General features: G+C 69.0%; 20 protein-coding genes. 16 read left to right on the top strand and 4 right to left on the bottom strand.

What is annotated here, in order from left to right; all coding sequences use genetic code 11:
* Nucleotides 1–228: 228 nt before the first annotated feature.
* From FHR90_RS15830 to FHR90_RS15800, 8 genes are all read left to right on the top strand, one after another.
* Nucleotides 229–471: a hypothetical protein gene (locus FHR90_RS15830; protein WP_176624712.1), complete on the top strand. Its 243-nt coding sequence runs from the start codon at nt 229–231 to the stop codon at nt 469–471.
* A gap of 26 nt (nt 472–497) precedes the next feature.
* Nucleotides 498–1,883, top strand: coding sequence for a replication-associated recombination protein A (locus tag FHR90_RS15825; RefSeq protein ID WP_176624718.1), 1,386 nt, complete (start codon nt 498–500; stop codon nt 1,881–1,883).
* Entirely contained in the window at nt 1,880–2,863 is a 984-nt protein-coding gene (locus tag FHR90_RS15820; RefSeq protein WP_176624716.1) for an RluA family pseudouridine synthase, read from the top strand. The genes FHR90_RS15825 and FHR90_RS15820 overlap by 4 nt, the downstream gene beginning before the upstream one ends.
* Before the next feature lie 15 nt (nt 2,864–2,878).
* Nucleotides 2,879–5,569: an AsmA family protein gene (locus tag FHR90_RS15815; RefSeq protein WP_183275527.1), complete on the top strand. Its 2,691-nt coding sequence runs from the start codon at nt 2,879–2,881 to the stop codon at nt 5,567–5,569.
* Nucleotides 5,566–6,276, top strand: coding sequence for an ATP12 family protein (locus FHR90_RS15810; RefSeq protein WP_176625407.1), 711 nt, complete (start codon nt 5,566–5,568; stop codon nt 6,274–6,276). The genes FHR90_RS15815 and FHR90_RS15810 overlap by 4 nt, the downstream gene beginning before the upstream one ends.
* 201 nt (nt 6,277–6,477) lie before the next feature.
* Nucleotides 6,478–6,612, top strand: a complete 135-nt coding sequence (locus FHR90_RS17685; RefSeq protein WP_256124376.1) for a hypothetical protein — start codon at nt 6,478–6,480, stop codon at nt 6,610–6,612.
* An 83-nt stretch (nt 6,613–6,695) separates the two neighbouring features.
* On the top strand, nt 6,696–7,313 hold the full coding sequence (locus FHR90_RS15805) for a nitroreductase family protein (protein WP_266153013.1): 618 nt from the start codon (nt 6,696–6,698) through the stop codon (nt 7,311–7,313).
* The gene (locus FHR90_RS15800) at nt 7,265–8,923 is read left to right on the top strand and encodes an OPT/YSL family transporter (RefSeq protein ID WP_338082163.1); all 1,659 of its coding nucleotides are present in this window, start codon (nt 7,265–7,267) and stop codon (nt 8,921–8,923) included. Before FHR90_RS15805 ends, FHR90_RS15800 begins: the two co-directional genes overlap by 49 nt.
* A gap of 20 nt (nt 8,924–8,943) precedes the next feature.
* On the opposite strand, the gene ispF is transcribed toward FHR90_RS15800, so the two are convergent.
* Nucleotides 8,944–10,116, bottom strand: a complete 1,173-nt coding sequence (ispF, locus tag FHR90_RS15795) for a 2-C-methyl-D-erythritol 2,4-cyclodiphosphate synthase (RefSeq protein ID WP_183275529.1) — start codon at nt 10,114–10,116, stop codon at nt 8,944–8,946.
* 135 nt (nt 10,117–10,251) lie between these two features.
* Here ispF and dusB point away from each other — a divergent pair, with 135 nt between their 5' ends.
* From dusB to FHR90_RS15755, 8 genes are all read left to right on the top strand, one after another.
* Nucleotides 10,252–11,340: a tRNA dihydrouridine synthase DusB gene (gene dusB / locus FHR90_RS15790; protein ID WP_176623759.1), complete on the top strand. Its 1,089-nt coding sequence runs from the start codon at nt 10,252–10,254 to the stop codon at nt 11,338–11,340.
* A 56-nt stretch (nt 11,341–11,396) separates the two neighbouring features.
* A complete protein-coding gene (locus FHR90_RS15785) occupies nt 11,397–12,551 on the top strand; it encodes a two-component system sensor histidine kinase NtrB (protein WP_176623762.1) in 1,155 nt (384 codons plus the stop codon).
* Nucleotides 12,548–14,005, top strand: coding sequence for a nitrogen regulation protein NR(I) (gene ntrC / locus FHR90_RS15780; protein WP_176623757.1), 1,458 nt, complete (start codon nt 12,548–12,550; stop codon nt 14,003–14,005). The genes FHR90_RS15785 and ntrC overlap by 4 nt, the downstream gene beginning before the upstream one ends.
* Before the next feature lie 65 nt (nt 14,006–14,070).
* The gene (locus tag FHR90_RS15775; protein ID WP_176623761.1) at nt 14,071–16,362 is read left to right on the top strand and encodes a sensor histidine kinase NtrY-like; all 2,292 of its coding nucleotides are present in this window, start codon (nt 14,071–14,073) and stop codon (nt 16,360–16,362) included.
* Entirely contained in the window at nt 16,352–17,752 is a 1,401-nt protein-coding gene (ntrX, locus tag FHR90_RS15770) for a nitrogen assimilation response regulator NtrX (RefSeq protein WP_183275526.1), read from the top strand. The genes FHR90_RS15775 and ntrX overlap by 11 nt, the downstream gene beginning before the upstream one ends.
* 136 nt (nt 17,753–17,888) lie before the next feature.
* Nucleotides 17,889–18,155, top strand: a complete 267-nt coding sequence (gene hfq, locus FHR90_RS15765; RefSeq protein WP_176624565.1) for an RNA chaperone Hfq — start codon at nt 17,889–17,891, stop codon at nt 18,153–18,155.
* Between the two features lie 46 nt (nt 18,156–18,201).
* A complete protein-coding gene (hflX, locus tag FHR90_RS15760) occupies nt 18,202–19,482 on the top strand; it encodes a GTPase HflX (protein ID WP_176624563.1) in 1,281 nt (426 codons plus the stop codon).
* The gene (locus FHR90_RS15755) at nt 19,479–20,330 is read left to right on the top strand and encodes an inositol monophosphatase family protein (protein WP_176624561.1); all 852 of its coding nucleotides are present in this window, start codon (nt 19,479–19,481) and stop codon (nt 20,328–20,330) included. Before hflX ends, FHR90_RS15755 begins: the two co-directional genes overlap by 4 nt.
* Here FHR90_RS15755 and mazG read toward each other — a convergent pair.
* The 3 genes from mazG to FHR90_RS15740 all read right to left on the bottom strand — a co-directional run bounded on the left by mazG (nt 20,319) and on the right by FHR90_RS15740 (nt 22,748).
* Entirely contained in the window at nt 20,319–21,158 is an 840-nt protein-coding gene (mazG, locus tag FHR90_RS15750) for a nucleoside triphosphate pyrophosphohydrolase (RefSeq protein ID WP_256124344.1), read from the bottom strand. The two genes, FHR90_RS15755 and mazG, sit on opposite strands and share 12 nt — an antisense overlap.
* 73 nt (nt 21,159–21,231) lie before the next feature.
* Nucleotides 21,232–22,239: a DUF2853 family protein gene (locus tag FHR90_RS17760; protein WP_221188292.1), complete on the bottom strand. Its 1,008-nt coding sequence runs from the start codon at nt 22,237–22,239 to the stop codon at nt 21,232–21,234.
* 308 nt (nt 22,240–22,547) lie between these two features.
* Nucleotides 22,548–22,748 (bottom strand): CcdB family protein, encoded by a 201-nt coding sequence (locus FHR90_RS15740; RefSeq protein ID WP_183275525.1) that lies wholly within the window; start codon nt 22,746–22,748, stop codon nt 22,548–22,550.
* Nucleotides 22,749–22,920 lie beyond the last annotated feature (172 nt).

The raw sequence follows: 22,920 nt of genomic DNA, 5'->3' as shown, positions 1-22,920 counted from the left end.
TCTCGAACTCGGACGTGAAAACCTCCAGCGCCCATGATACTGCGGCTCAAGCCGCGGGAAAGTCGGTCGCCGCCAGGTCTTCAAGAACAGATGAACAGAAAAAGGCGCAGGCAGGACCACATGGTTCCGTTTGCGCCTTTTTCGCGTCAGCAACTGCGGCCGCGCCGAGAACCGCGGCCCTCGCCGGATGTTGATAAGGCATCGTCGCAACCGGCAGGAGCCCTTTCGATGCCAGCCTTTCGCAGAACCTCCCGACTTTCGCTCGCCTGTGCCGCAGCCTTCGGTGTCGGCAGCCTTGCACTGGGCGGCTGCACGTCCACCAACGTTCCGCAATCGCCGGGGGCGGCGCCGGGACTGGGCTATACCTGCTCGGCTGGCTTCTATGTCTGCCGGATGCCGCAGCAGGTGCCGCTCGGGCAGCAATGCAGTTGCCCCGGGCTTGGCGCACCCTCCTACGGGACGGTACAGTAGTCTCTCACATCAGCAGGACCGGCCAGATGGCATCCTCCAAACCGGATGTGCCACTGGCTGACGACCTGTTCGGCGGTGGTGCAGCACAGACCGCGCCTCCTGCCGACAGGCGCCGTCGCTCACGTCAGGCCGAGCCCGCGCCGCCGCTTGCCGAGCGCCTGCGGCCGCAGCGTCTCGACGAGGTCATCGGCCAGCCGCATCTCATCGGCCCCGAAGGCGCGCTCAGCGGCATGCTGGCGCGTCATTCGCTGCCGAGTCTGATCCTGTGGGGTGCGCCCGGGGTGGGCAAGACCACCATCGCGCGTCTGCTGGCCGAGGCGGCCGGGCTGCGGTTCGTGCAGGTGTCGGCGGTGTTTTCCGGCGTCGCGGATCTCAAGCGCGTGTTCGAGGAGGCGACGCGCTGGCGTCAGGCCGGGGATGGGCAGGGCGGTACGCTGCTGTTCGTCGACGAGATCCACCGCTTCAACCGCGCGCAGCAGGACAGTTTCCTGCCCGTCGTCGAGAACGGCACCGTGGTGCTGGTGGGTGCGACCACCGAAAACCCGTCCTTTGCGCTGAACGGCGCGCTGCTGTCGCGCTGCCAGGTGCTGGTGCTGCGCCGGCTCGACGAGACTGCGTTATCAGCGCTGATGGCGCGCGCAGAAGCGCTGGTGGGGCGCAACCTGCCGCTGGATAACGCGGCACGTGACCTGCTGCGGGCGATGGCCGATGGTGACGGGCGTTACCTCCTCAATATGGCCGAGCAACTCTTCGCGCTGCCTCCAGAGTCGGGGCCGCTTGATCCGTCAGGCCTGTCCGCGCTGCTGTCGCGCCGCGCCGCGCTTTATGACAAGGATCGCGAGGAGCATTACAACCTGATCTCCGCGCTGCACAAATCACTGCGCGGCTCCGATCCGGATGCGGCGCTCTACTGGTATGCGCGCATGCTCACCGGGGGTGAGGATCCGCGTTACATCGCGCGCCGGCTGACCCGCTTTGCCGCCGAGGATGTCGGCATGGCCGATCCATCTGCCCTGCAACTCGCGATCGCCGCTTGGGAAACCTATGAGCGGCTGGGCAGCCCGGAGGGCGAGCTCGCGATCGCACAGCTCGTGGTGCATCTGGCGACGGCGCCGAAATCCAATGCCGTCTACAAGGCCTATGGCGCAGCACTGCGCTCGGCGAAGGCGACGGGCAGCCTGATGCCGCCGGCACATATCCTCAACGCGCCGACGAAACTGATGAAGGAACTCGGCTACGGCGACGGCTATGCCTATGACCACGACACCGACGAGGCATTTTCCGGCCAGAACTACTTTCCCGACGGCATGCCGCGCGAGCGTTTCTACCGCCCGACGGGGCGCGGTTACGAAACCGACATCGCGAAGCGACTGGACAACTGGGCGCGGCTGCGCGACAGGCGTCAGCAATGAGTGTCTCCCTGCAGACCGTGACCGAGGATGAGGCGGATATCCGGCTCGACCGCTGGTTCCGGCGCCATTTTCCTCACCTGACCCAGGGCGCGTTGCAGAAGCTGTGCCGCACCGGTCAGGTTCGCGTCGATGGCAAGCGCGTCGATCCGGCGACCAGGCTGGCGAGCGGACAGGGCATCCGCATTCCGCCGATGCCCGATGCCTCCCGGCCGGCCCCGCTGCTGCCGGCAATCGACCCGCATGACCGGAAGGAACTCGAGCGTCTGACGGTCTACCAGGACGAGTGCCTGATCGTGCTCGACAAGCCGGCCGGCCTGCCGGTCCAGGGCGGCCCGGGGATCAAGCGCCATCTCGACGGGATGCTGGCTGCCCTGCGCGACGAGACCGGCAACAAGCCTCGGCTGGTGCATCGTCTCGATCGCGACACCTCCGGACTGATCGTGCTGGCGCGCACGCCCGGGGTGGCGGCGAAGCTGGCGGCGGCGTTTCGCGGCCGTGCGGTGAAGAAGACCTACTGGGCGATCGTCGTCGGCCGGCCGTCGCCTGCCGAGGGGCAGATCGACCTGCGGCTGGCGCGCATCGGCGCCGGGGCCGGGGCGCTGACCGTGCCGGCGGAACGCGACGAGGAGGATGCGGTCAGCGCGGTCACGGATTATCGCACGCTCGATCATGCCGGCCGCAAGTTCACCTGGCTGGAGATGCAGCCGCTCACCGGGCGGACCCACCAGCTTCGCGTGCATTGCGAGGCGCTCAGGACGCCGATCCTGGGCGATCCGAAATATGGCGGCGACGCCGCCCACCCGGACGGCTTCGTCGATCGCCTGCATCTGCATGCGCGGGCCCTCGACCTGCCGCATCCGCAGGGCGGCCGGCTGCTGGTGCATGCACCGGCACCGCCGCATCTGAAAGAGACATTGAAATCGCTGGGTTTTACCGAGCCGGCCGCGCCTGGACCGGCGCGCCAGGCCGGGCGCGACTGAAAAGGAACGGGCGTCTTGGAAACCTTCGACCGGCGCCGCCATCGTAGCTGGCTGGCCGTGCTCGTCGCCCTCGCCGTGCTGGCGGTGGTGATGGTGGTGGCGTTCGGACTGGTGCTGCGGTCGCGGATCGACCCGAAAGCGGTGCGGATGCGGCTGATCGCCGCGGTCGAGCACGAGACCGGCCGGCACCTGACCATCGGCGGGCCGGTGACGTTTCATTTCCTGCCGCGCCCGGAAATCGCCGCGAGCGCCATCACGCTGTCGAACATCGACGGCGGTGTGGCGCCCGAGATGCTGTCGGTCCGGGCGGCGGAGGCCGATATCGCCATCCTGCCGCTGCTGAAGCGTGAGGTCCGGCTGTCGCGGCTGACGCTGTATGCGCCGCAGGTGAACCTGGAGCGTCGTCCCGACGGGGTGTGGAACTGGACGTTTACCCGCGCCAGTCCGCCGCCGGACGTGCTGCGGCCGACGGCGCGGCCCGGGCAGGTGGCGGCACACACCCATTCGCATGGCCAAGCCTGGAGTATCGGGCTCGATCATCTGCGCGTCGAGGGTGGCAGCGTGACCGTTCTGGATCGCGACACCGGGGGCGCGGACCGCACCACCCATATCGACCTGCGTGATCTCAATGCCGATGCGGTGTCGAGCAGCCAGCCCGCCTGGCGGCTGCGCGTTCTGCGCGGTGGATTGCCGGTGACGATCGAGGCGCGCACCGGTCCGCTGACCGCGGTGACGCAGGGCTGGCCGTCGGAGCCCTGGCCGCTGCGGGTGATGGTCCTGCAGGACAACGGCACCGGCACCAGCGCCTCGATGCGCGCCGTCGGCACGCTTTCGGGTGGGAAAACCCGCGGCTTCGATCTCGATCTGCACGCCTCGGTGCCCGATCTGGCCGCCTTGCAGCCGCTCGTTGACGGCGTGACGCTGCCGCAGATGCAGGCGGCGGCACTGGCCACGCGGATCAATGGTGCCTTGGGGCCCTTCAGCGGCGGTGACTGGCGCCTGACGGTGAGCAGCCTGCATGCGCAGACCGGGCCGACCGTGATCGGCGGTCTGCACCTGCTCGCCGGTTCGGTCGATGCCGCCGCGGCGACGGCTCCGGTCGCGGTGCATCTGGCGCTGCACAATGCACCGACGCCGCTGTCGCTGACGGCGCGGCTCGGCACCCTCGCGCAGGTGGAGCCGGTGGTCGCCGCCGTGCTGACACAGGCCGGACCGCGCCCCACCGAGGCGGCGAAGCGCTGGATCGCCGGGATGGACGCCGTCAGTGCTGCGCTTTCGGCGCCGATGCCGGTCTCGGTCTCGCTGGAAAGTGGTCGGACCAGCCTGTCGCTGGACGGGCAGTTCGACAAACAGGCTGGCGAACTGCATCTCAAGGCCACCACACCCGATCTGCAGACGGTCTGGCCGGGGGCGCCGCATCTGACCGATGCCACGCTCTCGGCGCTGCTCAAGGAGAGCCCCGGCGGGCATCTGTCGGTCGACGATCTGGTCCTGCATGGCGCAGAGGGTGATCTCTCCGGGCGTGCGGGGCTGGGCTGGTCGGGCGACAGGGCCGCTGCGCCGCAGTTCAGCGCGAACCTGCGATCGACCCGGCTCGATACCGATGCGCTGCGCCAGGATACGCGTGCCGATCCGCATGCGGGGCTGCTGACGCCACAGGCGGCAGCGCCCGCGCCCGGCCCCGCGCCGTCCGTACCGGCGGTGTCGCCCGGCACGGCGACGAGCGCGGGAGCTCCCGGCGGGCTCGACAGGACATTGCCATTCGAGCGGCTGCACGAGTTCGATGGCGGGCTGATCGTGCAGATCGACAAGCTGATCGCTTCGGGCGCCACCTATCAGGATGTCGGCCTGCATGCCGCGCTGGCCGGCGGGCGACTGGTGGTCGATCCGTTCTCCATGCAGGCCCCACAGGGACCGGTCTCCGGAAGCCTGACCGCCGATTCGGCGACCCGGGCCGTCAGCCTCGTCCTGCACGCGCCGTCGATCCCGGTCGGCAGCCTGGCTGCGTTCTTTCCCGGCTGGGCCGCCGCGATGCCGGGCGTGCGTGGCACGCTCCAGGTCGAGGCCGATCTGCGCGGGAGTGGCGATACGCCCCATGCGCTGCTCGGCACGCTGGGCGGCACTCTGGGGCTGAGCAGCGTCGATGGCAGCATTCCCAACGCGTTGCTGAGCCGCTGGGTGCAGCAGCTCGGCGGGGGCGGCGGGGGCGATGGCAGGGCAGGCGGCAAGTCCGGCAATGCGCTTTCCGGTCTGGCGCGGGGGCTCAGCAGCGGGCTCGCACGGATCGAATCGGGGGGCGACACCGCGCTGCGCTGCTTCGCCAGCGCTGCCCATATCGATGCCGGGCTGGCGACGCTGGATCCGATCGCATTCGACACCAGCCGCCTCAGCGCCACCGGGCACGGCACGCTGCGCCTCGATGACGATACGCTCGACCTGCATCTGATGAGCTCCGTCCTGCTGGGCGGTACGGGCGCGAGCACGCCCGTGCACCTGAGCGGAACGCCGGGGACGATCACGGTGGCGATGGATCCGGGCCTGCCCGGCGGGCGCTTCGGCATCGTCATCGGCGGGGCGGCGCCGGCCGATCCGTGTCCTGCCGCACTGGCGGCGGCACGTTTCGGGCAGGCCGGCCCGGAGGCGGCGGCGCGCAAGACGGGGGGCAAGGCGGCCGACGTGCTGCGCGGGCTCGGTCTGCTGCGGTGAGCGCCCCCCGAAGGTGGCGCGAGGTCGGGCTGGACGAGGTCGCGGACGGTTTCGAGATCAGGCTCGACGGCCGGCCGTTGCGCCTCGGCGACGATCTCGGCCTCCTCATCGCCAAACGGCCGCTGGCCGAAGCGATCCGCGACGAGTGGCAACTCGCCGGGCAGGAGGAGGGCTGTGGCGTCAGGCCGGAGGCGATCGAACTCACCCGCCTCGCCGCGACGCAGCAGCACCGGATCGCACCTGCGCGGGCGGCGATGATCGAGGAGTTGCTGCCCTGGGGCCGCGATGATCTGCTGCGCTACCGCGACCCCGATATCGCCGTCGCCGAGGAGCAGGCCGAGCGATGGGACCCGGTTCTCGACGGGCTGGCCAGGCGGCACGGCCTGCGTCCGGGCATCGCGATAGGGCTTGCGCCGCTGGTGCCGCAGGCGGGCGAGGACGCACGGTGGCGGGCGATCCTGTCGCCGCTGCCGGATGCCGCGCTGACCGCGCTTGGCACGCTGGTGCCCGCGCTCGGCAGTCTGGTGCTGGCGCTGGCGCTGGTCGAGGACCAGATCGGCCCCGAACAGGCGGTCGCGCTGTCGCGGCTGGAGGAGAGCCGTCAGGCCGCGCGCTGGGGCAGCGACCCGGTGATCGAGGCGAAGGAGGCCTCGGTCCTGCACGAGGTCCGGCAGGCGTATCGGTTCCTGGTCCTGTCGCGCGACTGATCACAACCCGGTGATCGGTGACCGCTCGGTCAGAATCGCTGCCGCGCGCCTTGATTTGGACACATGACGCGATCACTTGTGCGTGTGAGCGGCCAGTGTGGCCAGCACAAATCGAAAGATTTTGTAATGCTCTACGGGCGGTGGCTCAGTGTAGAACTGAGGCGGAACCATTCCGTGGACGACGTCAGAAGGAACGCCCGAATGTCCGAGAGCACCAATCGCCCCCGCCGCGGCATGGGTTACGCCGCGGCTCGAATCGCGGCGACCGTGGCGATGGGATCGTGGGTGGTGATCGGGATCGTGCCGGTCATCGTGGTGATTTCCGCGCTGGTGTGATCCGCCGCGTCGAGCGGGGCCGGCGGATTGCCGGGGAGTCGGGTCGATGCGATGCTCGGATGACACGCGAGCAGGAGACATCGGTGACGACAACCAACGGCCGGACCGCCGACCATCCCGTCGACCTGACCTTTCTCAAGCGGTGGTCGCCGCGCGCCTTCGACACGGCACCGATCCCCGATCAGGAACTGATGACCCTGTTCGAGGCGGCGCGCTGGGCGCCGTCGGCGTATAACTCGCAGCCTTGGCGGTTCCTCTACGCCCATCGCGACACGCCCGGCTGGTCGACATTCCTTGGCCTGCTCAATCCGTTCAACCAGCTCTGGGTCCAGCATGCCTCGGTGCTGGTCGTGGTGCTGTCAGCAAGGCGAATGATCCCGCCCGGCAAGGATGCGGCGATCGACTCGCCGTCGCATTCGCTCGATACAGGCGCCGCCTGGGGCTATCTGGCGTTGCAGGCGGCGCGCATGGACATCCATGCCCATGCCATGGTCGGTTTCGATTTCGAGGCTGCGAGGCGTGAACTGGGCGTGCCGGAGGATTTCGCGATCGAATGCATCATCGCGATCGGCCGGCATGGAGATCCGTCGAGCCTGCCGGAGCCGCTGCGGGCCCGTGAGGTCCCCAGCCCCCGCCGCCCGATCGCCGAACTCTGCGCGGAGGGTGGTTTCGCCGATCTTGGACCCGGGGCGCGCATCTGACCGCGCCGGAGGCGGGCGCCGCCCCGCAGGAGCGGCATCCGAGCTTTTTCCGACCCGCCAATCTCCTCCTGATCACGCCGCTCTGCGTCTTCGGCGCCGTCATCGGCATGCAGGTGCTGATGCGGCTCGGGGTGACCACCAATACAGCGCTGGTCGGCGCGATGGTGGCGATGGCGCTCGGACGGGTGCCGCTCGCATCGCTGCGGATCTACCGCTCGATCCATGTGCAGAACCTCGCCCAGAGCGCGATCTCGGCGGCCACTTTCGGGGCCGCAAACTCCCTGCTGCTGCCGATCGGCATTCCGTTCGCCCTCGGCAGGCCCGATCTGGTGCTGCCGATGTTCGTCGGCGCCACACTGGCCATGCTGCTCGATGCGACACTGCTCTACAGGATGTTCGGCAGCCGGGTGTTTCCCGCCGAAGGTGCCTGGCCGCCCGGAGTGGCGGCCGCCGAGGCGATCCGCGCCGGTGATGAAGGCGGCCGCAAGGCCTGGCTGCTCGGCATCGGTCTTGTGGTGGGCATCGCCGGCTCGGTGTTCGGCATCCCGATGTCGGGTTTCGGCGTCGCCTTCATCGGCAATGCCTGGGCGCTGTCTATGTTCGCGCTCGGTCTGCTCGGGCGAGGCTATGTGCATCTGTGGTCGCAGTTCGTCCCCGCCGGCTGGACGGCTGCCGACCCCTCCCATATCCCGCAGGGCCTGATGCTCGGCGCCGGTCTTGCCGCGCTGGCACAGGTGGTCTGGACCATCGTGCGCGGCGAGCGAGCGACCTCAACCATCGATCCGGCCCGCGAGGCGTCTGCCGGCCGCCTGCCGGTCGTGCTCGGCGGCGGTGCAGTCACCTATCTCGCCATCGCCGCGCTGCTCGCCGCCCTGGCCGGATTCTGGACGCAGATGGACTGGCCGTTGCTAGTCGGCTTCATCGTCTATGCCGCCTTTGCCGCCCTGCTGCACGAGCTCATCATCGGCCTCGCCGGCATGCATTCCGGCTGGTTTCCCGCCTTCGCCGTCGCCGTGGTGTCGCTGGCGATCGGGCTGCTGATCGGGTTTCCGCCGCCGGCCCTTGCCCTGCTGGTGGGCTTTACCGCAGCCACCGGACCGGCCTTCGCCGATATGGGCTGCGATCTGAAGGCCGGTTTCCTGCTGCGCGGCCAGGGCGAGGACATGCATTTCGAACTCGAGGGTCGCCGCCAGCAGTATCTGGCCGCGATGTTCGCCCTGCTGGTGGCGACCATCGTCGTCGCGGTCGCCTGTCACGGATATTTCGCCCGCAATACCGTCGCACCCGTCGATCATGTGTTCGTCGCCACCATCCGCGCCGGCACCGATCCCGCCATCGCCCGGGCGCTCGCACTGTGGGCGATCCCCGGTGCGGCGCTCCAGTTCCTCGGCGGTCAGAAACGCCAGCTTGGCATCATGCTTGCCACCGGCACGCTGCTGGTCTCGCCGCTCGCCGGCTGGGCCGTCGCGACCGGGTTGATCGGTCGCGCCCTCTGGCTGCACCGCACCGGCGAGGCGGGGCGCGCCAACTGCCAGGTCTTCGCGGCCGGCGCCATCGCCGGCGACGCGCTCTACAGCTTCGGCAGCTCGCTGGTGCGGACGGGGAAGTAGGCTGGAGGCGTTGCCCCCGCCTACTTCCCTGCCGGTACCAGCAGGGCCACCGAGGCCTGACAGGCGATGCCTTCGCCGCGGCCGGTGAAGCCGAGGCGTTCGGAGGTGGTGGCCTTGACGGAGATCAGGTCGATATCGACCCCGAGCAACTCGGCGAGGCGGGCGCGCATCGCCGGGGCGTGGGGGGTGATCTTGGGGAATTCGCAGATCAGGGTGAGGTCGGCGTTGCACAGGATGCCGCCGCGGGCGGCGATGCGGCCGGCGGCGTGGATGAGGAAGCGGGCGCTGTCGGCGTCTTTCCAGGTGGCTTCGCTGGGAGGGAAGTGGCGGCCGATATCGCCTTCGGCGAGTGCGCCGTAGATCGCGTCGCACAGGGCGTGAATGCCGACATCGGCGTCGGAATGACCGGCGAGGCCGCGATCGTGCGGGATGGTGACGCCGCACAGGACGAGTGGTCGGCCGGTCTCGAAGGCATGCACGTCGTAGCCGTTGCCGACGCGCGGGATCGGGCCGGCGGGGCGGCTGAGCAGGCGTTCCATGCGGGCGTAGTCCTCGGGGTAGGTGAGCTTGATGTTGTCCTCGTCGCCTTCGACCAGGGCGACGGGAAGGCCGGCGGCCTCGAGCAGGGCCGCGTCGTCGGTGGCGGCCTCGGCGGCGGGGTCGGCACTGCGGTGCAGGGCGAGCAGGGTGGCGAAATCGAAGCCCTGCGGGGTCTGGGCGCGGAACAGCGACTCGCGCGGCACGGTGGCACCGATCGGGTGTCCGTAGCCGCCGGCGACGTGCTTGAGGGTGTCGGCGACGGCGACGCCCGGGATGGCGCCGCGATAGCGGGCGAGGGCGGCGATGACGCGCTCGATCAGGGCGAGGGTCAGATAGGGGCGGGCGGCGTCATGGACCAGCACGAGGTCGGGCCGCTGGTCGTCCGGCAGGGCGGCGAGCGCCTCGAGGCCGGCGCGTACGCTGGCCTGGCGGGTGGCGCCGCCTGCGACGGGTGCGGCGTGGGCGAGGCCGGCGAGGGCGGATTCGATCGCTGGCGTATCGCCGACCGGCTGGAGGTGATCGACGCGGGCGAGCAGGGCCTCGGCGCTGTGGCGGATGGCCGGGCGGCCGCCGAGGGTGAGGAACTGCTTGGGCGTCGGGCCGCCGAAACGGCTGCCGGTGCCGGCGGCGAGCAGGAGGGCGGCGATGCGCATGGCGCGAAGCAATGCGGCTGCGCCGGGCTCGCGTCAACCGGCAGGCGGCGCGATCATTACAAACCCGCCATGGGTGAGACGTGGGGGTGCAGTTTGATTGCGCCACAGGCGGTGTGTCGGTAAACCGCACAAATCATGGGCAACCTGAACCATTCTCAGCATGAGTCCGGCCCTCCGCGGCTGGGCCCGATCGCCCTGAGCGAGACCGTGCGGATCGACGAGCCGGTGATCCTGGCGCCGATGTCGGGGGTCACCGACCGGCCGTTCCGTGAGCTCGCGCGCTCGCTGGGCGCCGGGCTGGTGGTGTCGGAGATGATCGCGTCCTGGGCGATGGTGCGTGAGAACGCGGCCACGCTGCGGATGGCGGAGGCGGCGGGGGGCGGCGTCAACGCGATCCAGCTCGCGGGCTGCGAGCCGGCGGCGATGGCGGAGGCGGCGCGGATCGCGGTCGGTCGCGGCGCCGACGTGGTCGACATCAATTTCGGCTGTCCGGTGAAGAAGGTCGCGGTGGGCCAGATGGCGGGCTCGGCGCTGATGCGTGACGAGATCGCGGCGGCGCACCTGCTGGAGGCGACGGTGGCGGCGGTCGAGGTGCCGGTGACGCTGAAGATGCGCATGGGCTGGGACCACGAGCATCTCAACGCGCCGCAACTGGCCCGGATCGCGGAGGCGAGCGGTATCCGGATGATCACCATCCATGGCCGCACCCGGCAGATGTTCTATACCGGCACCGCGGATTGGGGGTTCATCCGGCGGGTGAAGGAGGCGGTGTCGCTGCCGGTGATCGCCAATGGCGACATCCGGTCCTGTGCCGATGCCGAGGAGGCGTTGCGCCAGTCCGGGGCGGACGGGGTGATGATCGGGCGCGGATGCTACGGGCGGCCGTGGCTGCCGGCGCAGGTGGCGGCCTGGCTGAGGCATGGACGCGAGGTGGCCGATCCGACGCTCGCGCAGGAATGCGCGATCGTGCTGACGCATTACCGCTCGATGCTGGAGCATTTCGGCCGCGGGCCCGGGATGCGGCTCGCCCGCAAGCATGTGTCCTGGTACTCGGCCGGCCTGCCGGGCTCGGCCGGATTCCGCGCCGAGGTCAATCGGATGGACGATGCGGACCGGGTGATGGGCTTCATCGGCGATTTCTACGCCCGGGCGATCGATGGCGGGGTCGGACGCGAACCGCGTGTCGCAACGGCCGCCGACGACGACATCGCGGACGCTGCGTGAGTCCCATCGGCAACCGCGCGCCGGACCCGCTGCCGCCGGTGCCGAGCGCCTCGGCAATGCTGGACAATGTGCCGCTGCCGATCCTGCTGGTCGGCGCGGACGGATTCATCCGCTATGCGAATGCGGCCGCGGAGCCGTTCTTCGGCCAGTCCAAGGGGCAGTTGCTGCATCTCGACCTGCGCGAGCTGGTGCCGGCCGATCATCCGTTGTTCCAGCTCATTGCCCAGGTGCGGGCCTCGGCGATGGTGGTGGTCGAGCACGAGCTGTCGATCGACACGCCGCGGCTGAACAAGCAGGGGATCACCGTGCAGGGCACGCTGGTCAACGATGACAGCGATGCCATCATGCTGACTTTTCACGATTCCTCTGCTGCCCGCGCGCTGGACCGGCAGTTGACGTTCAAGTCTGCCGCGCGCAGCGTCAGCGGTATGGCGGCGATCCTCGCACATGAGGTGAAGAATCCGCTTTCCGGCATCAGGGGCGCAGCCCAGCTGCTGGAAGGCACGGTGGCGGCCGATGATCGCGAGCTCGCCGTGCTGATCCGCGACGAGGTGGATCGGATACGCAAGCTCGTCGAGCGGGTGGAGGTGTTCAACGAGGAGCCGGTGGAGCGACGCGGCGAGAACATCCACCGCATCCTCGAGCATGTGCGGATCCTCGCCCAGAACGGTTTTGCGCAGGGAATACGGTTCGTCGAGCTGTACGATCCGTCGCTGCCGCCGGTGTTCGGCAACCGCGACCAGTTGATCCAGGTGCTGATCAATCTGGTCAAGAACGCCGCAGAGGCGATTCATCAGGCCGCGCATCAGGGTTCCGATCCGGGCCGGCCGGGAGAGATCGTGCTGTCGACCTCCTATCAGCATGGATTCAGGGTCGCGCTGCCGGGCTCGCAGCGACGGATGCATCTGCCGTTGCAGGTGGTGGTACGCGACAACGGTCCCGGGATTCCGGAGGCGATCAGACCGCATCTGTTCGAGCCCTTCCTGACCACAAAGGCCTCCGGGACCGGTCTCGGCCTGGCGCTGGTGGCCAAGATCGTCGCCGATCACGGTGGCTTGATCGAGGTGGACAGCCGCGAGGGCCGTACAGAGGTCCGGCTGCATCTCCCGATCCACCTGGAGGAGCAGGTTCCGGTCGGGACGGCAGGAAGGCCGGGAACGAAGACAGCAGGCATCAGACCCGCAGCGCGGATGAGAGGAAACAGGTCGTGACGCTTCCCACGGTTCTGGTCGCCGATGACGACCGGTCCATCCGCACCGTGCTGACGCAGGCGCTGGGACGTGCGGGCTACCAGGTGCGCACCACCGGCAATGCCGCGACGCTGTGGCGCTGGGTGGAGGAGGGCGAGGGCGATCTGGTCATCACCGACGTGATGATGCCCGACGAGAACGGGCTCGACCTGATCCCGCGCATCCGCAGGCTGCGGCCGGAACTGCGGATCGTGGTGATGAGTGCCCAGTCGACGCTGATGACGGCGGTCAAGGCCGCACAGCGGGGCGCGTTCGAGTATCTGCCGAAACCCTTCGACCTCAAGGAACTGCTGGCGGTGGTAGGCCGCGCGCTGGCCTCGCCGCTGCAGCCGGAGGCACCGGCGCGTCCGGTGGTCGAGGCCGAGGACCGGCTGCCGCTGATCGGCCGCTCGGCGGCGATGCAGGACATCTACCGGATGATCGCGCGGCTGACGACGGCGGACCTGACGGTGATGATCACCGGCGAGAGCGGCACCGGCAAGGAGCTGGTGGCGCGCGCGCTGCATGATTACGGCTCGCGTCGGGCGGGGCCGTTCGTGGCGATCAACATGGCGGCGATCCCGCGCGAGCTGATCGAGAGCGAGCTGTTCGGCCATGAGCGCGGTGCGTTCACCGGCGCGACCAACCGCAATCTCGGCCGCTTCGAACAGGCGGCCGGTGGCACGCTGTTCCTCGACGAGATCGGCGACATGCCGCCCGAGGCGCAGACGCGGCTGTTGCGCGTGCTGCAGGAGGGCGAGTTCACCACGGTGGGCGGGCGGCAGTCGATCCGGGCCAACGTGCGCATCATTGCCGCCACGCATCGCGACCTGCGTCAGGCGATCCGGGCGGGGCTGTTTCGCGAGGATCTGTTCTACCGGCTCAACGTGGTGCCGATCCGCCTGCCGCCGCTGCGCGAGCGGCCCGAGGACATCGCGATCCTGGCCCGGCATTTCCTCGACCGGGCGCACGAATCGGGCCTGCCGCTGAAGCTGCTCGACGATGGTGCGATCGAACGGCTGCGGGCCTGTCGCTGGCCGGGCAACGTGCGTGAGCTCGAGAACCTCATGCGGCGGCTGGCCGCGCTCTATCCGCAGGAGCAGATCGGTGCCGAGGTGATCGACCAGGAGCTGGCGGAGGCGCCCATGGCCGCAGAGGGTGTCGCAGGCAGCGCGCCGGCGGCGGCACGCGAGCCGCTCGCGCAGGCGGTGGAGCGCCATATCCGGCAGTTCCTCGCCGCAGAGCGCGACGGCATGCCGATCCGCGATTTCTACGATCAGGTCATCGCCGAGGTGGAGCGTCCGCTGATCCAGATGACGCTGGCCTCCACGCGCGGCAACCAGATCAAGGCCGCGGCGGTGCTGGGCCTGAACCGCAATACGCTGCGCAAGAAGATCCGCGATCTGGAAATCCCTGTCATGCGCGGGGTCGGTTGAGGGGCGCGGCGGAACGGCGTGGGGGCGTGAGCCGGCTGGTGGCATTGCTGCGCGGACGGGTGACGATGCTCGTCCTCGCACTGCTCGGCCTGGGACTGTCGCTGGCGATCTTCTCGCTGCTGGCCGGCGGGCTGTCGTTCGCCAACCGCACCTATGCCCAGCTCTGGCTGGTGGTCTGCCTGGTCGTGATCGTGGGGCTGCTGGTGGCGTCGCTGGCCGCTCGGCTGCTGGAGGTGCTGGGCGAGCGGCGCCGCGGGGCGGCGGGGGCGCGGCTGCATGTGCGGCTGGTGATGCTGTTCTCGGTGGTGGCGGTGATCCCGGCGGTGACGGTGGCGGTGTTTGCCACCGTGTTCTTCCATTTCGGCATCCAGGCCTGGTTCAACGACCGCGTGCGCACCGCGCTGAGCGAGGCTCAGGCGGTGTCGATGGGCTATCTGCAGGAGCACAACAACAACATCCGCGGCGATGCGCTGAGCATGGCGGCGGTGCTGGCCGATGCCGGCACCGTGGCGGTGACCAACCCCGACGTGCTCAATGACGAGCTCGGCCGGCAGGCCTTCACGCGCGGGCTGACCGAGGCGGTGATCTACGATTCGCTGACCCGCAAGGTGGTGGCCTATGCGGGGTTCGGCAGTCCGATGGGGGTAAAGCTGCCGCCCGGATCGGTCACCGCGATGACCAACAACGGCAATGTGGCGATCCTCGACTCGCCCGATGAGAATTCGGTGCGTGCGGTGGTGCAGCTCGACCCGCTGGCAGCCGGGCTGCCGCCGCTGATGCTGGAGATCACCCGGCCGGTCGATCCGACCATCCTGGCGCATACGCACCGCACCGAGAGCGTGGTCGCCGATTACGACAGGCTCGACCAGAACCGCGCCCGCCTCCAGCTCACCTTCGTGATGATCTTCCTGCTGGTGACCGTGCTGGTGCTGTCGGCGGCGATCCTGTTCGGGCTGCTGCTGGCCAACCAGATCGCGCGGCCGATCGGGCTGCTGATCCTGGCCGCGGAGCGGGTGCGCAGCGGCGATCTCGCGGTCAGGGTTCCGGAGCGCGAGGCCGATGACGAGGTCGCCGGGCTGTCGCGCGCCTTCAATCGCATGACCGACCAGCTCGCCGCCCAGCGCGCCGAGCTGCTGTCGGCCTATGGGCAGATCAACGAGCGGCGCCGGTTCACGGAATCGGTGCTGTCGGGCGTTTCCGCCGGGGTGATCGGGCTCGATTCGGGCCAGCGGGTGGAGCTGCCCAATCGCGCAGCCTCGGAGCTGCTGGGCCAGGATCTGGAGGCGGCGATCGGCCATGAGCTGGAGGCGCTTGCACCGGATTTCGGCCCGCTGCTGCGGCAGGCGCAGGCCGCACCCCTGCGGGTGCATACCGCCGAGGTGCAGAGCGGCGAGGGGCCGAGCCGGCGGGTGTTCCTCGTCCGTGTCAGTCCCGATGGCGGGGCCGGGGTGACCGACGGCTATGTGGTGACATTCGATGACATCACCGAGCTGCAGTCTGCGCAGCGCAAGGCGGCCTGGGCGGATGTGGCGCGGCGGATCGCGCACGAGATCAAGAATCCGCTGACGCCGATCCAGCTGTCGGCCGAGCGGCTGAAGCGCAAGTTCCTGCCCCAGATCACCACCGATGCCGAGACGTTCTCGCAATGCGCGGAACTGATCGTGCGCCATGTCGGCGATATCGGCCGCATGGTGGACGAATTCTCCGCCTTCGCCCGCATGCCGCAGCCGGTCATGAAGCCCGAGGATGTGGGCCGGATCGCGCGTGAGGCGCTGATTTTGCAGCGCAGCGCGCATCCGGAGATCGACTGGCGGGTGACGATCCCGCACAATGGCCCGGTGGCGGTGTGTGACCGGCGGCTGATCGGGCAGGCGCTGACCAATCTTTTGCAGAACGCGGCGGATTCGATCGCCATGGTGCCAGCCGAGGATGCCGCCGCCCAGCCCGGCTGGCGGGGCACGATCTGGCTGGAGGTGAGCGAGGCCACCGCACAGGATGGTCGCCCCGAGCTGCGGATCGCCGTCGCCGATGACGGGATCGGCCTGCCGGACGTCGACCGCGCGCGGTTGACCGAGCCCTACGTGACGCATAAGCCGAAAGGCACCGGGCTCGGGCTTGCCATCGTCAAGAAGATCATGGAGGACCACGAAGGTGCTGTCTGTCTCGAGGATCGCGCCACCACCGCCAGCCGCCAGGCCGGCGGCTGGTTGCGGGATGATCCGTTGACGCAACCCGGCGTTACCACCATGGCCGGCGCGGCCCTCGTGCCCGCCACGACGCTGCTGCGTCGTCCGGCCGAACAGCGCGGTGCGCGCGCGATCCTTGTCCTGCCGCTGAGAGTTGCCGATGGCGCATGAAGTCCTGATCGTCGATGACGAGCCCGACATCCGGCTGCTGATCGACGGCATCCTGTCCGACGAAGGCTACGAGACCCGGCAGGCCGGAAATTCCGACGCGGCCATCGCCGCTTTCACGGCCAAGCGTCCGTCGCTGGTGATCCTCGACGTGTGGCTCCAGGGCAGCCGGCTCGATGGGCTGGGCATCCTCAAGGCGATGCACGCCGAGGATCCGACCGTGCCGGTGGTGATGATCTCCGGCCACGGCACCATCGAGACCGCCGTGACGGCGCTCCAGCATGGCGCGTATGACTTCATCGAGAAGCCGTTCCAGACCGACCGCATCCTGGTCATTGCCCGTCGCGCGATCGAGGCGGCGCGGCTGTCGCGCGAGAACGCGGAACTGCGGCTGCGCGCCGGGCCGGAGACCACGCTCGATGGCGCGAGCGCGCTGGTCGCCGCGGTCCGCACCCAGATCGAGCGCGTGGCACCCACCGGCTCGCGGGTGCTGATCTCCGGCCTTGCGGGTGTCGGCAAGGAGGTGGCGGCGCGGATGATCCATGCGAAGTCGCGCCGCGCCGACGGGCCGTTCGTGGCGCTGAACTGCGCGACCCTCGCGCCGGCGCGCTTCGAGGAAGAGCTGTTCGGCATTGAGGGGGACGGCGCCGACAATACCCGCCGGATCGGCGTGCTGGAGCGCGCCGATCGCGGCACGCTGCTGCTCGACGAGGTGGTGGACATGCCCGTCGAGACGCAGGGCAAGATCGTCCGCGCGTTGCAGGACCAGACCTTCGAGCGCCTGGGCGGTGCGGCGCGGGTGAAAGTGGATGTGCGCGTGATCGCCACCACCAACCGCGACCTGCATGCGGCGATCGGGGCAGGGCGGTTCCGGGAGGACCTGTATTACCGGCTCGCCGTGGTGCCGCTGCGCATCCCGAGCCTGCGCGAGCGTCGCGAGGATATTCCCGAACTGGCCCGCACGCTGCTGCGCCGCTCGGCCGAAACCGCCGGGATCGCACCGCGCGAGCTGTCGGCGGATGCGATCGTCGCATTGCAGGGCTATGAATGGCCCGGCAATGTCCGCGAGCTGCGCAACGTGATGGACTGGCTGTTGATCATGGCGCCGGGGGCGGCCAACGAGCCGATCCGGGCCGAGATGCTGCCGCCCTATGTCGGGCAGGGGGCGCCGGCGCTGATGAAGTTCGACGCCTCGGCGGATGTGATGGGACTGCCGCTGCGCGAGGCGCGCGACCTGTTCGAGACCCAATATCTGCAGGCGCAGCTGATGCGTTTCGGCGGCAATATCAGCCGCACCGCGGGCTTTGTCGGCATGGAGCGCAGCGCGCTGCATCGCAAGCTCAAGCAGCTCGGCGTCAACACCGAGGACCGCAACGTCGTCGCCTCCGGCTGAGAGGGTTTCACGACCCCCGACCGAGCCGGGTTTCATGACCGCGCCGCATGCAGTAGCATCCTGCTCTGGCGTGCCCAGCGCCCGGCCCCACGCGGACGCGTGGCCAGCCGTGTGCCAAGAATAACAAGGAGCCATCGTGGCCAAGGACGCATCGCAGAACGTACAGGACGTGTTCCTCAATCACGTCCGTCGCTCGAAGACGCCGGTGACGGTGTTTCTCGTCAATGGCGTCAAACTTCAGGGCATCATCACCTGGTTCGATAATTTCTCGGTCCTGCTGCGCCGCGACGGGCATACGCAGCTCGTCTACAAGCACGCCATCAGCACGGTGATGCCGGGCGCGCCGATCGCGCTCTTCGAGCAGGGCCGCGACGAGACTGGCGGGAGTGCTCCCGCGCTCTGATGACATTGAACCTTCCTCTGCCGAACTCCCACCAGGTCTGTGGCGCATGACGGCCACCCCGACCCGGGCCGCCGTGGTGCTGCCCTGGGAGAGACATGGCGAGAAGGGCGCCGCCGGGCGTGCCGCCCAGGCACGGCTGGACGAGGCGGTGGGGCTGGCGGCGTCGATCGGACTGGTCTGCACCTATTCGGCGGTGCTGCCGCTGCGGCAGCGTCGGCCGGCAACGCTGATCGGCGAGGGGCAGATCGCGTCGCTGCGTGACATCCTGCGCGAGGCCGAGGTCACGGTGGTGATCGTCGATGCGCAGCTCACCCCGGTGCAGCAGCGCAATCTCGAACGCGCGCTGGATGCGAAGGTGATCGATCGCACCGGGCTGATCCTCGACATCTTCGGCGAGCGGGCGGCGACACGCGAGGGCGCGTTGCAGGTCGAGCTCGCGCATCTCGAATATCAGCGTTCGCGCCTGGTGCGGTCCTGGACCCATCTCGAGCGGCAGCGCGGCGGTTTCGGGTTTCTCGGCGGTCCCGGCGAGACGCAGATCGAGGCCGACCGGCGGCTGATCGGCGAGCGCATCGTCAAGCTCAAGCGCGAGCTCGAGCAGGTGCGACGCACGCGCGGCCTGCACCGGCTGGCGCGGCGGCGGGTGCCGTATCCGGTGGTCGCCCTCGTCGGCTACACCAATGCCGGCAAATCCACCCTGTTCAACACGCTCACCGGTGCTGCGGTGCATGCGCAGGACCAGCTCTTCGCCACACTCGATCCGACCATGCGCGGGCTGAAGCTGCCGTCGGGGCGGCAGGTGATCCTGTCGGACACGGTGGGTTTCATCTCAGAGCTGCCGACCGAGCTGGTCGCCGCCTTCCGCGCCACGCTGGAAGAGGTCGCCAATGCCGACCTGATCCTGCATGTGCGTGACGCCGCCCATCCCGACAGCACCGCACAGCGCACGGACGTGGTCTCGGTGCTGGACGGGATGGTGCGCGACGGCACGCTGGACGAGGGGTGGCAAGAACGCAGCTTCGAGGTGCTCAACAAGGCCGATCTGCTCGGCGGCGTGGACGACGTGCCGGTGCGCCCGGGCGATGTCGCGGTCTCGGCGCTGGAGGGGAGCGGTCTCGATGCGCTGCGCGCACGCATCGATTCCCGCCTCGCCCAGGCCATGGTGGTGGCCGACTACCGCATCCCGCTGGCCGATGGCGCGTCGCTGGCCTGGCTCTACAGGCATGGCGAGGTGGTGTCGCGCGACGACGGTGACGAGGCGATCGCGGTGCAGGTGCGCCTGCTTCCGGCCGACCAGGCCCGTTTCGAGAGCGGCGAGACGCGGTGAGCGTCCGTGCGGGGAGCTTCGAGGCGGAGCGCTTCGCGACGCGCGATCTTGACGGCCTGATCGACCTGCTGCGCGAGACCGCGCAGGTCGAGATCCTGCCGCGGTTCCGCAATCTGGGCGCAGACGACATCCGCACCAAGACCGGTCCGCTCGACCCGGTCACCATCGCCGACGAGGCGGCGGAAGCGCGGATCGCCACCGAGCTCTCGAAGCGCTGGCCGTCGGCGCTGATCGTTGGCGAAGAGGGGTGCGCGCGCGATGCTTCGGTGCTGGGGCAGCTCGCCGGGGCAGAGCTCGCCTTCGTCCTTGACCCGATCGATGGCACCGCCAATTTCGCCGCCGGGGTGCCGCTGTTTGCGACCATGCTGGCAGTGGTGATGCGTGGCGAGACCGTCGCCGGGCTGATCCATGATCCACTGGGCGACGAGACGATTCTCGGCATGCGCGGCGGGGGGGCCGTGCTGCGCACGGCGGATGGCAAGGAGACCCGGCTGTCGGTGTCCCGGCAGACCGATCCGGCGCAGATGTCCGGCAAGGCCGGCTGGCGGTATCTGCCGGCGCCGCTGGGCGCGCGGGTGGCCTCCAATCTCGCCCATGTGGCCGCGAGCTGGGACTATCGCTGCGCGGCCTATGAATATCGGGTGGCGATCTGCGGGACCGCTGATTTCCTGCTCTACGGCCGGATGATGCCCTGGGACCATCTCGCCGGCACGCTGCTCTATGGCGAAGCCGGCGGTCATGTCGCGCGGTTCGATGGCAGCGCGTATCGGGGCGAGCGCGAGGGCGGGTTGCTCTGCGCCCCGGATGTCGCGTCCTGGCAGGCGCTGCACAGGACGCTACTCGGCTGAACTCGGCCCTGGACCTTCGGCCTCGCGGCGCTTGGCCTGTGCCCAGGCCGCTTCCATCTCGTCGAGCCGCATCTCGTCGACCGAGAGGCCGTGGCGGGCCGCTTCCGCCTCGATGGCGGCGAAACGACGGATGAACTTGCGGTTGGCATGACGCAGCGCCGCCTCGGGATCGATGCCGAGCTTGCGGGCGGCGCAGGCCGTGGTGAACAGCACGTCGCCCAACTCGTCGGTCTGACGGGCGAGGTCGGCAGGGGGGTGGCCGATCTCGGCGCGCAACTCGGCGATTTCCTCGTCCAGCTTGCCCAGCACCGCCTCCGCATCCGGCCAGTCGAAACCGACGCGGGCCGCGCGCGACGCAAGCTTGGCGGCATGGGTGAGAGCGGGCAGGCCGGTGGCGATCCCGGCGAGCGCGCCGTGCTCGTCGCGGGCGGCGCGTTCGGTGTCCTTGGCGGCTTCCCAGAAACCCGTCGTCACCGCCTCGCCGCCGAACACGTGCGGGTGGCGGCGGATCATCTTGTCGGTGATGCTCTGGGCGATATCGGCGAAATCGAACGCGCCGCGCTCCTCGGCCAGGCGGGCGTAATAGACCACCTGGAACAGCAGATCGCCGAGTTCGTCACGCAGCGCAGACAGGTCATCGCGCGCGATGGCATCGGCGACCTCATAGGCTTCCTCGATCGTGTAGGGGGCGATGGAGGCGAAATCCTGTTCGCGGTCCCAGGGGCAGCCGGTTTGCGGGTGGCGAAGGGCGGCCATCACCTCCAGCAGGCGGCTGAGCTGGATGGTGGGATCGGGCTTCGGGACCTCTTGGAAGACGCGTCGGTCCAATCATCTGCCAGCGCAGCCGGGTCGGGCAAGGCAGGCGGGACAGGTGTTCGTGACACCCGTCCCGCCCCAAGTATCACTCGAAGCTCACCTCAACACGGCGGGCGGCGGCATTGCTGGTGCCGGCGTCCGTGCTGTCCGCAGGCTTGTTCAGGTCGATCACGCTGTCGGGGATGCCGAGCGCCTTGAGCGCATCGGCGACGGCCTGGGCGCGATGCTTCGACAACTCGGCATTGGCGGCCGCGTCACCCGTCGGATCGTTGAAGCCGGACACCGAGATCCTGGTGTCGGGGTGTGCCGTCGCGTAGGCTTTCAGATCGGCCGCCTTGTCGGCGAAGTCGGCTGCGACGTCGCTCTTGGCGGTCTCGAAATACACGTTCAGCGCCGGCTTGTCGGCACGCGTAGTCGCGACCACGCTGGCTCCGTCGGGAATGGCGGCGGTGTTGGCGGGAGCAGGGGCGGGGGCAGGGGTGCTGTCGGCGGTGCTGGCGGGCGGCGGCGGTGCGGGCGCAGGTGCCGGCGGCGTCGCGCAGGACCGCAACAGGAGGAACGCCAGCAGGGCGGCGAGCAGAAGCAGCAGCCACAGCCACCATTTGCCGCCTGTGCGCGTCGCGGGCGACGGTGGTGGCGGAACCGCGGCCGCGCGGGGCGGCGGGGGAGGTGCGATGGCGGGCTCGGCCACGACCGGTTCGGTCACGACCGGTTCGGCGATGACCGGCGCCACCACAGGCGCCTCGGCGAGCGGTGCGGCGGCGGGACTGTCGTGATGGAACACACCCAGCTTTCCAAAACGCTCTGCGAGCAGGTAGTAGACCGTCACGCGGTTGCGGAATGTCGTATCGTTCATCCGATGGCCGACGGCGGCGATCTCGTGATCGAGCACATCGTCGCTATCGGACAGGCCGAGCTTCCTCTTGAGGAAATGCTCGCGCACCCGACCCGTCTCCTCGGGATCGCCGAACGAGACCAGCGATGCATCGCGGGTTTGCAGGGCGATGCCGCAGTAACGGATGATGCCCGCGACCGCGGTCTCGTCGGGATCAGGGACGTAACGCTTGACGTCCGCAAGCCAATCTTCAAACACATTTGCCTCCTGGCGTTAACTCCTCAAATGGAAGAACACACGAGACGGGTCTCAGGTTCTGGATTGGGATGTTTTTGAGCACTGATTATGAGGCAGCAGTTTGACCGACGGCTTTCTCGGACGCAGCGCATCGTCAGGATGACCATGTTGTTGGCCATCTGGATCGGGGATTTCAGAAGTCTCGATCGTCTCGATACGGTACTTCGATCCAGGTCGCTCTGGCTATTCGATCGACCACAGATCTTGGCGATTCTCTCGGATACCCGTGCATAGGGGCGCCTCTGAGCAGCAAGAGGTCCGCCGTCTGGCTACGCCTGACTGACCAGCTCATCCAGTGCGCGCACCAGTCGGGCGCGAGCTTCGTCATCGCCAAGCGATACGACTGGCTGGCCCAACCGTTCCGCCGGCAGGGTCGCGAGGTTGAACACGTCAAGCAGCACTTCCTCGCCCATCACCGTGAGGCGGGGTGCCAGATAGTGCTCGCCGACAGCAACATGCCGGACCAGCACGAGAGGCCCCCACAAACCGCGTTCTCGATCGATCGAAGCGGGCGCTCTGCAGCACCACCACGTAAGGGATGGTCTCCTGACGTGACCCCCTGAAACTCCGCCACGGATGGCTAGAGTCCGGACCCAACGGGGGACGGATGGATGAAGAAGTCACGGTTCACAGAAGAGCAGA

The sequence above is a fragment of the Endobacter medicaginis genome, assembly GCF_014192375.1.
In the GTDB taxonomy this organism is placed as follows: domain Bacteria; phylum Pseudomonadota; class Alphaproteobacteria; order Acetobacterales; family Acetobacteraceae; genus Endobacter; species Endobacter medicaginis.
Note: the sequence above shows the minus strand (reverse complement) of the source record. Positions and strands in the feature narration are given on the sequence as shown.

Coding starts and splice junctions, on each gene's coding strand:
- FHR90_RS15830 (WP_176624712.1), top strand. CDS start 229: ATGCCAGCCTTTCGCAGAACCTCCCGACTTTCGCTCGCCTGTGCCGCA.
- FHR90_RS15825 (WP_176624718.1), top strand. CDS start 498: ATGGCATCCTCCAAACCGGATGTGCCACTGGCTGACGACCTGTTCGGC.
- FHR90_RS15820 (WP_176624716.1), top strand. CDS start 1,880: ATGAGTGTCTCCCTGCAGACCGTGACCGAGGATGAGGCGGATATCCGG.
- FHR90_RS17685 (WP_256124376.1), top strand. CDS start 6,478: ATGTCCGAGAGCACCAATCGCCCCCGCCGCGGCATGGGTTACGCCGCG.
- ispF (WP_183275529.1), bottom strand. CDS start 10,116: ATGCGCATCGCCGCCCTCCTGCTCGCCGCCGGCACCGGCAGCCGTTTC.
- dusB (WP_176623759.1), top strand. CDS start 10,252: ATGGGCAACCTGAACCATTCTCAGCATGAGTCCGGCCCTCCGCGGCTG.
- FHR90_RS15785 (WP_176623762.1), top strand. CDS start 11,397: ATGCTGGACAATGTGCCGCTGCCGATCCTGCTGGTCGGCGCGGACGGA.
- FHR90_RS15775 (WP_176623761.1), top strand. CDS start 14,071: ATGCTCGTCCTCGCACTGCTCGGCCTGGGACTGTCGCTGGCGATCTTC.
- ntrX (WP_183275526.1), top strand. CDS start 16,352: ATGGCGCATGAAGTCCTGATCGTCGATGACGAGCCCGACATCCGGCTG.
- hflX (WP_176624563.1), top strand. CDS start 18,202: ATGACGGCCACCCCGACCCGGGCCGCCGTGGTGCTGCCCTGGGAGAGA.